Origin of the sequence: Kitasatospora sp. NPDC057015 (genome assembly GCF_042673745.1) — a bacterium.
Taxonomy (GTDB): Bacteria; Actinomycetota; Actinomycetes; order Streptomycetales; family Streptomycetaceae; genus Kitasatospora.
Window position 1 is genome coordinate 16724 of sequence record NZ_JBHUSG010000008.1, and the last position, 12099, is coordinate 28822.

8 protein-coding genes and 1 pseudogene are annotated in these 12099 nt (G+C 73.7%); 3 read left to right on the forward strand and 6 right to left on the reverse strand.

Annotation, left to right across the window (positions count from 1 at the left end; all coding sequences use genetic code 11):
* Nucleotides 1-135: 135 nt before the first annotated feature.
* Nucleotides 136-414 (reverse strand): annotated as a pseudogene (locus tag ACFTWP_RS10220) (hypothetical protein); the annotation flags it as partial.
* A 96-nt stretch (nt 415-510) separates the two neighbouring features.
* Here ACFTWP_RS10220 and ACFTWP_RS10225 point away from each other — a divergent pair.
* The gene (locus tag ACFTWP_RS10225; protein WP_380263917.1) at nt 511-1257 is read left to right on the forward strand and encodes an HNH endonuclease family protein; all 747 of its coding nucleotides are present in this window, start codon (nt 511-513) and stop codon (nt 1255-1257) included.
* Nucleotides 1258-1396: 139 nt separating this feature from the next.
* Here ACFTWP_RS10225 and ACFTWP_RS10230 read toward each other — a convergent pair whose 3' ends face one another.
* From ACFTWP_RS10230 to ACFTWP_RS10240, 3 genes are all read right to left on the reverse strand, one after another.
* On the reverse strand, nt 1397-2233 hold the full coding sequence (locus ACFTWP_RS10230) for a pentapeptide repeat-containing protein (protein WP_380263919.1): 837 nt from the start codon (nt 2231-2233) through the stop codon (nt 1397-1399).
* Nucleotides 2234-2385: 152 nt separating this feature from the next.
* On the reverse strand, nt 2386-4797 hold the full coding sequence (locus tag ACFTWP_RS10235; protein WP_380263920.1) for an ArnT family glycosyltransferase: 2412 nt from the start codon (nt 4795-4797) through the stop codon (nt 2386-2388).
* Between the two features lie 242 nt (nt 4798-5039).
* A complete protein-coding gene (locus tag ACFTWP_RS10240; protein WP_380263922.1) occupies nt 5040-6158 on the reverse strand; it encodes an alpha/beta hydrolase in 1119 nt (372 codons plus the stop codon).
* A gap of 194 nt (nt 6159-6352) precedes the next feature.
* Here ACFTWP_RS10240 and ACFTWP_RS10245 point away from each other — a divergent pair, with 194 nt between their 5' ends.
* A complete protein-coding gene (locus tag ACFTWP_RS10245; RefSeq protein WP_380263923.1) occupies nt 6353-7375 on the forward strand; it encodes a hypothetical protein in 1023 nt (340 codons plus the stop codon).
* A 108-nt stretch (nt 7376-7483) separates the two neighbouring features.
* Here the strand turns inward: ACFTWP_RS10245 and ACFTWP_RS10250 are convergent, their stop codons facing one another.
* Both ACFTWP_RS10250 and ACFTWP_RS10255 read right to left on the reverse strand, forming a co-directional pair.
* Nucleotides 7484-9526: a CocE/NonD family hydrolase gene (locus ACFTWP_RS10250; protein WP_380263924.1), complete on the reverse strand. Its 2043-nt coding sequence runs from the start codon at nt 9524-9526 to the stop codon at nt 7484-7486.
* A 222-nt stretch (nt 9527-9748) separates the two neighbouring features.
* Entirely contained in the window at nt 9749-10717 is a 969-nt protein-coding gene (locus ACFTWP_RS10255) for a hydrolase (protein WP_380263925.1), read from the reverse strand.
* A 254-nt stretch (nt 10718-10971) separates the two neighbouring features.
* Here ACFTWP_RS10255 and ACFTWP_RS10260 point away from each other — a divergent pair, with 254 nt between their 5' ends.
* A complete protein-coding gene (locus tag ACFTWP_RS10260) occupies nt 10972-12099 on the forward strand; it encodes a HoxN/HupN/NixA family nickel/cobalt transporter (RefSeq protein WP_380263927.1) in 1128 nt (375 codons plus the stop codon).

Here is a 12099-nt window from a genome sequence, read left to right on the forward strand (position 1 = left end):
CGCCCCACCGTCGCCGGCCGCGCGGCCGGGGCCCGTTCTCCACGGGCCCACCGTCGGGTCACGCCCGCTGCCCGGGGCTGGCCTGCCGTCGGGTCGGGCCCGCCGCCCGGCCCGGGCGAACTTCGCCCGGTAGGTGCGCGGGGTCGGCCCGACCCGCTGCACCAGGTGCCGCCGCAGCGGGCCCGCCCCGCCCGGGCCGCTCCGGTCGGCGACCTGCTGCACCGGCAGGTCCGTCGACTCCGGCGACTGCCCGGCCCGTTCGATCCGCTGGATCAGCAGCCACTGCAGCGGATTGACGCCGGCCTCGGCCGGGAACCGCCGGTGCCTCGGGGAGCCCGCCGCCCTGACCGGGCCGGTCCGACCGGCGGTTCGACGGGGGCGCGCCCGGCGGATGCGGAATGTGAACTTCGACATGCCCGCGGCGTGCCCCGGTCCGAACGCTTGACCGGGTGGGAAGGGGGCTGCTCTGCTGGTGCGCCGTCACCCGCCGACCCGACCCGGGAGTCCACCGTGCCCGCCCGCCGCCGCGCCCTGTCCGCCTCCGCCGTCCTGCTCTGCGCCCTGGTGGCGGCGGGGTGTACCGGCGCTCCGGTGCCCTCCGACGACAGCGTGTCGGCCGGTGGCCTCGGCACCAGCCCGCTGGAGAACCCGGACGGCACCAAGCCCGGTCTGGCGCCGATCAGTTCGGCGGCCGACCTGCGGGCGGCCCGCGACCTGATAGCCAAGGTGCGGACGTCGGCCGCGGGGCCCAAGGACGGCTACGACCGCGAGTTGTTCGGGCCCGCCTGGACGGACAACGTCGACGGTGTGGCCCTCGGGCACAACACCTGCGACACCCGCAACGACCTGCTGGCCAGGGACGGACGGTCGTTGCAGCACAAGGACGGCTCGGCCTGCACGGTGACGGCCATGACCATCCACGACCCCTACACGGGCAAGACCGTCAAGTGGTCCAAGAGCCAGGCGTCGAAGATCCAGATAGACCACGTGATGCCGCTCTCCTACGACTGGCAGATGGGCGCCGCCAAGTGGGACAAGGCCAAGCGGGTCCGGATAGCCAACGACCCGCTGAACCTGATCCCGGCCGACGGGCAGCAGAACGCCTCCAAGGGCGACTCGGGGCCCGCCGCCTGGCTGCCCGCCGACCCGGCGATCCGCTGCTCGTACGTCGTCCGCTTCGCGCAGGTCTCGCTGAAGTACGAACTGCCCGTCACCGAGGCGGACAAGAAGACGATGCTCCAGCAGTGCGGCGGCTGAGAACCGAGAGCCGAGCCCGGAGAGCTGAGAGCCGAGAGCCGAGAGCCGAGAGCCGAGAGCCGAGAGCCGAGAGCCGAGCCCGGAGAGCCGAGAACCGACAGCCGAGGACAGCCCCGGGCCCCCGGGGTGCGACCTGCTGTCAGGACCAGTGCGCGGGGCGGGTGAGGGCCGCGGGCAGCCGGGTCGCGGCGTCGCCCTTGGCGGCGTTCAGCTGGGCCTGGGTCAGGAAGATGCTGCCGGTGAGGTCGGCGCCGGCGATCCCGGCGTCGCGGAAGTCGGCACCGATCAGGTCGGCGCCGCGCAGGTCCGCGCCGGTGAGGTCGGCGGCGATCAGGTAGGCGCCGCGCAGGTTGGCGCCGCGCAGGTCGGCCTTGCGGAGCCGGGCACCGATCAGGTCGGCGCCGCGGTGGTCCCTGGCCCTGCGTCCGGCGGTGGCGCGGTGGAGTTCGCTGGTGCGCAGCAGCAGTTCGTTCACGCGCCCGCGGTGGGCGGCGACGTCCAGCCCGGCGAGGTCGTCGGCGCTCTGCCGGGTGAGCCGCTCGGTGTCGGCGAGCGCCCGGTCGAGGTCGGCGTGCACCGGGCGGGCGGCCGGCAGGGTGAGCGCCTCGGTCAGGTACCAGAGCAGTTCGTGGAGCTGCCGGACGACCGGGAACACCTCGAACATCTGCCGTGACGTCTCCGGGGCCTGCCGCCAGTCGCGCCCGCCGAAGGTCACCTGGGAGACCTGCTGCCCGGCGCCGAAGCAGTCGTACACCGTGCAGCCCTGGAAGCCCTCCTGGCGCAGCCGGGTGTGGATGCCGCAGCGGAAGTCGGTCCGCAGGTTCTTGCAGGGCTTCCCGGCGTCCTTGCCGACGGCGAAGTCCGCCGAGGCGGCGAAGGGCAGCGCCACGCAGCAGAGCCCGAAGCAGTTCGAGCAGTCGGCCCGCAGGTCGGGACGGCTCTCGGCGGGTGGTGCGGCGGTGCGGTCCTCGGACACTGCGTGTGGGTCCCTCGTGCGTGGATCGGTGCTCCTGTCTGGTCCGGATCGTATCGCGCACAGGGGTGGGGCGGACCACTGTCGCGGTCCGCCCCACCCCTGTCCCGTCCGTCCGTTCCCGGTCGGCCGTCCGTCCCGTCGCGCGGGGCCGGTCAGCCGGTGGGGGCCGTCAGGTCGTAGATCGTCGCGCTGCCGACGGTCTTCGCGGTGAAGTGGGACGCCACCCAGGTGGAGATCTCCGAGGACTGCGACGAACCGCCCATGCCGCCGCCGGCCATCCCGCCGCCCGTCCCACCGGGCGCCGCACCGGTCGCACCGGCTGCACCCGCCGTACCGGCTGCACCTGCCGTACCGGTCGTACCGCCGGTCCCGTTCTCGGCGCCGGGAGCGGTGGTCGTGCCGCCGCCGCCCATCCCGCCGCCGATGAAGTAGTGGATCTTCCCCTCGTTCACGTACTGCTGGAAGGCGCTCAGGGTCAGCGAGGGGTCGGTGCCGTTGAAGCCGCCGAGCGCCATCACCGGCTCGCCCGAGGCCAGCTGGTAGCTGGCCTGGTTCTGCGAGCCGACCGCCGCCGCGACCCAGGTGTACTGGTCGGCGTCCTGCTTCAGCAGGGCGGCGAGCTCGCTGTCGACCCGGGCACCGTTGAGCAGGCCGCCCATTCCGCCGCCGCCCGCGCCGCCACCGGTACCGCCCCGGCCGCCGAAGCCGCCCTGCGGCATCCCGGGGAAGCCGTTCTGACCGCCCGGCAGAGCCTGACCGCCCGGCAGTGCCTGGCCGCCCGGCAGTGCCTGACCGCCCGGCAGCGCCTGGCCGTTCTGGCCCGGCACGGTCTGGCCCTGGCCGAGCTGGCCCTGCCGCTGACCCATGCCCGGGAACTCCATCGCGCCGCCGCGGCCACCGAAGCCGCCGCGCCCGCCGCCGGGGCCGAAGCCCCCGCCCTGCACCTGCGGTCCGGCCGTCACGATCGACCCCGAGTGCCCGGTGGACACCGTGTCCACGGCGTACGCCGCCGGGCCGCCCAGCGCCGCGGCCAGGCCGACCAGCCCGGTCACCGCGGCCAGCCGCGCGGTCAGCCGGCCGGCCAGCAGCAGGGCCGCGGCCGAGGCGAGTCCGCCGATCAGCACCGCCCAGCGCAGCCAGGGCAGGAAGTCCGCGCTGCGCCCGAGCAGGACGTACGACCAGACCGCGGTGACGGCGAGGGTCGCGCTCAGCACCGCCGCGTACGGCAGCCGGTGGCGGACCCGCCAGAGGCCGTCCACGCCCATGCCCACCAGCGCGGCGACCGCTGGGACGAGCGCCACCGTGTAGTACTGGTGGAAGATCCCCGACATGAAGCTGAAGGTCAGCGCGGTGCAGAGGAGCCAGCCGCCCCAGACCAGGAACGCCGCCCGGGCGCTGTCCGTCCGCGGGAAGCGGCGGGTCGCCCAGAGGCCGAGGACGAGCAGGATCAGCGCGGCCGGCATCAGCCAGGCGATCTGGCCGCCGATGTCGCCGTCGAAGAGGCGGGTGATGCCGGTGCTGCCCCACATGCCGCCACCGCCGCCCGCACCGCCGCCGCCACCGCCGCCACCGACGCTGCCGGTCTCGTTGCCGGTGATCCGGCCGAAGCCGTTGTAGCCGAAGGTGACCGACAGGAAGCTGTTGTCCTGCGAGCCGCCGATGTACGGCCGGTCGGCCGCCGGGACGAGCTGCACGACCGCCACCCACCAGCCGGCCGAGACGACCATCGCCAGTGCGCCGACGAGCAGTTGGCGCACCCGCCGGCCGAGGCCGGTCGGCGCGACCACCAGGTAGATCAGGGCGAAGGCCGGCAGCACCAGGAAGGCCTGCAGGGTCTTGGTGAGGAAGCCGAAGCCGAACATCACGCCGGTGAGGACCATCCAGCGGGTGCTCGCCGTCTCGGTGGCCCGCAGCACGCCGTACGCGGCGAGGGTGAGCAGCAGCACCAGCAGCGCGTCCGGGTTGTTGAACCGGAACATCAGCGCCGCGACCGGGGTGAGCGCCAGCGCGCCGCCCGCCACCAGACCGCCGAGCGGCGAGAAGCGCCGGCGCACCGCGGCGTACACCGTGCCGACGGTGGCGACCGCCATCAGCACCTGCGGGGCCAGGATCGCCCACGAGCTCAGGCCGAAGATCCGCACCGAGAGGGCCATCGGCCAGAGCGACATCGGCGGTTTGTCGACGGTGATGAAGTTCGCCGCGTCCGAGGAGCCGTAGAAGAAGGCCTTCCAGCTCTGGCTGCCGGCCTGGACGGCGGCGGAGTAGAAGGAGTTCGCCCAGCCGGAGGCGCTCAGGTTCCAGAAGTAGAGGACGGCCGTCGCCGCCAGCAGGCCGAGGAAGGCCGGCCGGGCCCAGCGCGGGTCGTCCTCGCGCCCGCGCCAGGCGCGGGCCGGCAGGGTGCGCAGCCGGTCGGCCCAGCCGGCCGGGCCCTTCGGCGGGACGGGCGGCAGGGCCACGGGCGGGAAGAGGTCGACCGTGGCGCGCGCCGGGGGCTCCGGCGGCGGGTAGTTCGCAGCCTCGGGCCACGGTTCGCTGGTCGGAGGGAAGGAACTGGTCGTGGTCATGGGAGATACGTTGGGCGGGGCGGCTGAGAGCATCATGAGACGTGGCTATGAACGCCCTGTGATCTTGCCGCACGCGCGGTCGCCGGGCTCCGCGGCGGGTCATCGGGCCCCGGCGGCAGAGGGCTCGGGGGCCCCGCCGACCCCGATACCCCGATACCCCGACACTTCGAGCGCCGCGCCGACCCCGACGTCCCGCAGACCCCGAGCGCCCCGCAGACCCCGAACGCCCCGCAGACCGCGCCTCAGACTCCCCGGGGAGCCGTCAGGTGCTTGCCCAGCCAGTCCAGCGCGGGCGGGATCTCCCGGGTCCAGGTGTGGAAGTTGTGGCCGCCGGTGTCCAGGGTGATGGTGGAGAGCGCGGTCGGGGCCTTGAAGGCGCCCACCATCGCCTGCGTCTCCTGGTAGTTGTTCTCGTCGTAGCTGGTGGCCAGCAGCAGGGCGACCGGGACGGCGGGCTTGTTCCGCAGCCGCCAGAGCAGGTCGTTCTCCTGCCGGAGCCGGTCGTCGCCGGCGAACAGGTCGCCGGTGGTCTGGTCGATCGGGGCCGTGTAGTAGCCGGAGAGCGAGATCGCCGAGCGGTACGCCTCGGGCTTGCGCAGGGCGAACTTCAGGGCGCAGTACCCGCCGGTGGAGTTGCCGATCACGGCCCGCGAGCCGGGGTCGTCGGCGAGCCGGTAGGTGGTGGCCAGCGCCTTCGGCAGGTCCGCGGTGAAGAAGGTCTCCACCTGCGGGCCGCCCGGCACGTCCATGCACTCGGTGTCGCGGTTGCTGGCCACGGTCGGGCGCATCAGCACCAGGACGGTCGGCGGGAGCTTGCGCTGTTCGATCGCCTGCAGGGTGGACGCCGGGTACTGCATCAGGCTGATGAGCTTCTCCGCCGAGCCGGGGTAGCCGGCCAGCACCAGTGCCATCGGGAACGCGCGCCCGGTGTACTCGGGCTGGAAGTACTGCGGCGGCAGGTAGACGTACGCCTCGCTGCTCAGGCCGCTGCTGGACCCGTGGACGTCGATCCGCTGGATCAGGCCCGAGCGCTCGCGCACCGATCCCTGGGCGGAGTAGACCTTCTGTTCACCCATCACGGCGACGGCGGCGTTCGGCTGGTGGTCGACGACGGTGCCGGGCTTGCCGTCGGAGCCGAGCAGGTCGCTCCAGGAGCTGTAGAAGCCGAAGTAGCCGTTGGCGATCAGGCCCATCGCGACCAGGACGGCCACCTGGGTCGCCAGGAAGGCGCCGATCCTGCCCAGCCACGCCTTCCAGTTCCGTCCGCCGAATCTCGGCCAGAGCCACATGGTGGCGGCGAAGACGGCGACGGCCACGAGGGCGGCGATGATCTGCAGCGGAAGTCCGGTGAGCCTGAACACCTGCCGATCGTAGTGGACCCGTATGCGCGCCCCTGGCTGCGCCCCTCGCACGCCCCCGGCTGCCCCCACCCGCCCCGCCGACCAGGGTGAATCTTGTTGACCGGCACCCGGGCGCCCGGGACCATTGTCGGGGGGATGTGTACCAACAAGACATCGGGGGGCCTGTCTTGACCGTAGTCCGCGACACCGTGACCGTGAGCACCACACCGAACCTCGCCGCCGGCACCGCCGCCGGCCCGACCCCGGCCGCCGCACCTGCGGCCCGGCGCGCCCTGGGCGCGGCCGCCCTGCTGGCCTGCGCCGCCCTGGTGCTGGCCGGGTGCAGCAGCGGCGACACCCCGAGCACCGGGTCGGGCCCGGGGCGGACGTCCGCCGCACCGCCCCCGTACACGCCGCCCCCGCTGCCGACGCCCACGCCGACCCCGTACGGCCCGGTCCTGACGAAGTGGATCGGACCGCTGAACGTCGCGCTCGCCAAGCTGCCGCAGGCCGGCGACCTGATCGCGCTGGGGGTCGGCCTCAAGGAGGTGAGCGACCAGGCGGTGCTGGCGGGGGCCGGTCTGAAGCTGGCCACCGAGCCGGCGGGGGTCTCGGCCGCGCACCGGCAGCTGCAGGTCGCGCTCGACAGCCTGAGCACCCATGTCGGCAAGGTCCGGGACGAGATCCGCCGGCACGAGCTCTGCGCGACCAGCTCCGCACTGGCCCGCTTCGGCCAGGCCGAGGCGCTGACGACCATTCCGGCCGCGCTGCAGGCGCTGGCCGCGGCCGGCTACCCGGCCACCCTCACGGTGCCGGCGACCGGCCAGCTCCAGGAGCGCGCGCTGGACAACGGCGCCATGGTGCGGGAGGGCAGCCTGGACGGCCGGGGCGAGCTCAGCATCGAGAACGGCGGCAGCGGCGACGCGGTGCTCTCGCTGGCCAGGGACGGCAAGTCGGTCCACTCGGTCTACGTGGGCAAGGGGAAGACCGCCAAGTTCGAGGGCATCGAGGACGGCACCTACGAGGTCTTCTTCGCGGGCGGCACCGACTGGGACTCCGCGACCAAGGCCTTCACCCGGAACTGCGACTTCAGCAAGTTCGACGAGACCATGGAGTTCAAGACCACCCGGACGTCCTCCGAGGTCCGCTGGAGCACCTGGACGCTCAGCCTGCAGGCCGTGGTCGGCGGCAACGCCAAGACCTCCGACGTGCCGGCGGACGCGTACCCGCTGCCCTGACAGCGGGGGCAGGGCCGGACGGATCGCGGGCCCACGCCCGCGGCTCCCGGCCCGTGCTCAGGCGGCCCGCACGCGGGAGGCGGCCCGCGTTCAGGAAGCGGCCCGTGCTCAGGAGGCCCCGCGCGGGATCCGCTCCTCCCAGTCGCGGCTGAACACCACCGAGCCCGCCTCCAGCGCGGTGACGTGGCTGCGGGCGGTGAAGTGGGTGGCGTCGCAGCTGATCTCCGAGCGGGTCCGGACGGTGACGTCCCAGCCGATCTCCGGGCGCTCCAGGCGGACGGTCCGGTCGGAGCGGGTGGTGGCGCTGAGCGGGTCGCCGGAGACGATCCGGTACGCCTCCACGGCCCGCTCGTCGTGGACCAGGCCGTCGGGGTGGATCCGGGCGCCGCCGAGGCCCGGGTCCAGCTCCACCCGCCACTCGCCTGCGGCGACGTCCCGGATCACCAGCCGTCCGGGGCGGCCGGTCAGCGGCTCGGTGTGGCGCACGTCGAGCGGCGCCGCCTGCTCGGGCGCGTCGAAGCCGATCGGTGTCGCGCCGGCGTCGGCGGCGAGGTGGCGCACCGGCAGGCTCAGCGCGCTGCCGGAGGGGTCCAGGTCGAAGCCCTCGTCCTGCGGCTGCGGCCAGACCCAGGGCCAGTAGGCGGAGGAGAGGGCGAGCCGGATGCGGTGGCCGGGCGGGAAGGCGTAGCCGGTGCCGGTCAGGTCGACGGTGACGTCCTCGGTGGCGCCCGGCGTCCACTCGACGGCCCGGTCGCGGCCGTGCCGGGCCGAGAGGCTGAGCACGCCCCGGGAGACCAGGGCGGCGGAGCCGTCGGGGGCCACGTCGCAGATCCTGGCCGCGACCTGCCCCCGGGCCGCGCCGGTCCGCAGCCGCAGCCGCAGGGCGGGCCGGCCCAGGATCTCCACCCGCTCGGGCAGCGGGGCGGAGTCGAAGCAGACCGAGCGGCCGTCCTCCTCGCGCTGGTCCGGTGGCAGGTCGGCGGCCTGGCCGGCCGGCAGCGGGTGCCCCGCGTCCACCCCGGTGTGCTGGGGGGAGCGGACGTGGACGAAGCGGTCGCCGGAGGCGGTGCCCGCGGTGCGCAGCGCCGAGTCCAGGCCGTAGTGGATGTCCCGGACGTCGGGGGAGGGCCAGGCGTCGTCGCCCACCCAGCGCCCGGGCCGGGCCCCGTGCCCGGTGCCGGGCGGTACGGACTCGTCGATCCAGCTGCGCAGCGCCGGCTCCCCGAGCACCCCGGTGTCGGCGCCCCGCAGCCACTGGTCCCACCAGCGCAGGGTCTCCTGGAGGAAGCCGATGGCGGGCCCGGGCGGCAGACCCTGGTCGGGGTACTGCCGGGCCCAGGGGCCGAGCAGGCCGCGGACGGGCGCGCCCAGGAGGTCGACCAGCCGCAGCACGGTGTCGTGGTGCGGGTCGGCCCAGCCGCCGACGGCGAGCACGGCGGCCCGGACCGCGGGGTGGTCCGCGCGCGGCGGGCCGCTGCGCGGGTGGCGGTCGAGGGTCGGGTCGGCGAGCCAGGCGTGGACGGGGGGTTCGAGGGCGGCCAGCCGTTCCAGCCACATGGCGCGCCAGCCGTCGCCGACGTACCGCGGGTCCGGCGGCCGGGCGGCGAGGGCCAGCCGGTCGGCCGACTCGCCGTGGGTGGCGGCGGCGAGCAGCGCGCCGCCCAGGTGGCGGACGTCGTCGTCCTCGGGGTCGTCGCCGGCGCAGACGGTGACGACCGCCTTGAGCGCGGGCGGAGCCAGCGCGGCGATCCGCAGGGCGGCGGAGCCGCCGCGGGCGAGTCCGAACATCCCGACGCCGCCGTCGCACCAGGGCCGCGCGGCGAGCCACTCGATCACGGCCACGCCGTCGGCGAGCTGCTGTTCCGTCGGCTCGGCGCCGGGCAGCCCGCCCGAGTTGCCGTGGCCGCGGGCGTCGACCCGGACGGAGGCGTAGCCGTGGCCGGCGTACCAGGGGTGGCGCTGCGCGTCGCGCTCGGCCGTTCCGTCGGCGAGTCGGTCCGGCAGGTACTCCAGCAGGGCGGGGACGGCCTCCTCGGTCACCGGGCGCCAGATCCGGGCGTGCAGCTGGACCCCGTCCGCGAGCGGGACGCGGACGTCCTCCCGGACGGTCCGGTACGGGTACGACGCCGGGTGCTGCGCGGTCTGCGGCATGGCCCCTCCTCGGTGTCACGGCCGTGGTCACCGTGCGGGCGGGGCGGCTCGGAGGCCGTCCCGCCCACCGGGTGGCCAACCAGGAACCGAGAATAGTGGACGGTATGTCCGATTTCCTGATGGCTTGTGACGCGCGTGGGTCGGCGGCCGTCCGCGGGGTGGCCGCCGGCCGGGCGACGCCGCCGGGCCCGACCGCGGCCGGCTCGCGTCGCCCCGCCCGGCTCAGCTCGCCTTGCTCAGCCAGGCGGTCGCGTTGAGGGCCAGGGCGGCGTTGGTGCCGGCCGGGTCGTTCCAGCCGTCGTAGAGGGTGTTCCCGGACTGTCCGGTGCCGTCGTCGGCGGGCGAGCTGTCGCCCCAGATCGCCACCCGGCCGCTGCCGAAGGTGCTGGTGACGAAGAAGGCGCCGGTGTTGCCGCTGTACCCGGTGCGGTAGAGCAGGCCCTTGACCGAGGGGTTGTCGGCGGGCTTGAGGGTGAAGGTGGTGCCGGAGCGCAGGATCGAGCCGGTGACGGTGCCGAAACCGCCGTGCAGGACGGGGTCGGCGGCGTCGGTGACGGCGCGCGGGTTGTCGGTGGAGATGTTCAGCACGTCGACGGAGAAGCCGAAGGGGTCGGTGGGGTCGACGCTGTTGGTGGTCAGCAGGTCGTTGATGATCCTGGGGGAGTCCCAGCCGTCGTTGTTGCGGTCGCTGGCGTTGTGGTCCGAGATCAGGAACAGGCCGCCGCCGTTCTGGACGAAGGTCATGATCGCGGTCTTCTCGGCCGTGCTGAACTTCGTGTTGGGCTCGTCGATCACGAAGGTGTCGAAGTTCGCGAGGTCGAGCGCGGCCCCGGTGCCGTAGCCGATGGTGCTGCCGGCGGGCAGGGTCTTGAGGCTGTAGGCGCCGGTCCGCTGCAGGGCCACGCCCCAGGCGGAGAGGGCGCCCGTCCAGCTCTTCTCGGTGGTGGGGTTGGCGTTCTGGACGAGCGGGTCGGGGATCGCGCTGCTGATGATCCAGTCGGCGTTGCCGGCCGTCTCCGCCTTGCTGTTGTCGAAGAGCACCCGGTGCGGGGTGGCGGCGACGGCGCCGGTGGCGGCCGGAGCCTTGGTGGCGGCCGTGGAGCTGGGGGCGGTCAGGCCGGTGAGGGTGGCGGCGAGCAGGGCTGCGGCGGCCAGGGCCACCTTCGATCGGGTGCGGTGACGGGAAGTCATCTGCCGTGCCTCCGTGGGGAGTCGAGGATTCGGCGCCAGGGGTGTCCGCGCGTAGAACCCGAGTATCCGCGCGTAGAAGCGGCCCCGAAAGCCTCCGGAGGTGAAGGGTGCTTGTACGGTGCATGACGAACTTCGGGTGAACTCGGGCTGTCCGCCCGGGCCTATTAATTGCATATGACTTGCAAGTACTTACCCGGAGGGGGAAAACTGGTCCGGTTCCGCCGTCGATCCGCACCGCTCCGAGAGGACGCCCCATGACCAGCGCGCCCGCCATCGCCCCCGCGATCAGATGGCGTGACCGGCTCACCCGGGACGAGTGGATACGCCTGGCGGGCATGGGCGGTTTCGTCCTCGCCCTGCACGTGATCGGCTGGGTCACCCTGATCGCGGTCATCGCGCCCAAGCACTACGACGTCGGCGGCCAGGTCTTCGGCGTCGGCATGGGCCTGACCGCCTACACCCTCGGCATGCGGCACGCCTTCGACGCCGACCACATCGCCGCCATCGACAACACCACCCGCAAGTTGATGGGGCAGGGCAAGCGGCCGCTCTCGGTCGGCTTCTGGTTCTCGCTCGGGCACTCGTCGATCGTCTTCGGCCTCTGCGCGCTGCTCGCCTTCGGCATCCAGTCCCTCGCCGGGCAGGTGGAGTCGGACGACTCCGCGCTGCACACCGCCACCGGGCTGATCGGCGTCACCGTCTCCGGCGTCTTCCTGGTCCTCATCGGCCTGATCAACCTGGGCGCCTTCAACGGCATCCTCAAGGTCTTCCGCAAGATGCGCCAGGGCGAGTTCGACGAGGAGGAGCTGGAGCGTCAGCTTGACAAGCGGGGCTTCATGAACCGCATCCTCGGCCGGGTCACCCGGGCCGTCACCAAGCCCTGGCACATGTACCCGGTCGGCCTGCTGTTCGGCCTCGGCTTCGACACCGCCACCGAGGTCTCGCTGCTGGTGCTGGCCGGCGGCGCCGCGGCCTTCTCGCTCCCCTGGTACGCCCTGCTGGTGCTGCCGGTGCTGTTCGCGGCGGGCATGAGCCTGCTGGACACCATCGACGGCTCGTTCATGAACTTCGCGTACGAGTGGGCGTTCTCCAAGCCCGTCCGCAAGATCTACTACAACCTCACCGTCACCGGCCTGTCCGTGATCGTCGCCCTGGTCATCGGCGTGATCGAGCTGGTCGGCCTGCTCGGCGAGAAGCTCGACATCACCAGCGGCCCGGTGGCCTGGATCGGCGAGCTGGACCTCAACCTGGTCGGCTACGCGATCGTCGGCCTGTTCGTCCTCACCTGGGCCGGGGCGCTGGCGTTCTGGAAGTTCGGCAAGGTCGAGGAGAAGTGGTCGGCCGGCCTGAACCAGGCGACCGCGGCCCCCGTCGCGGACTGA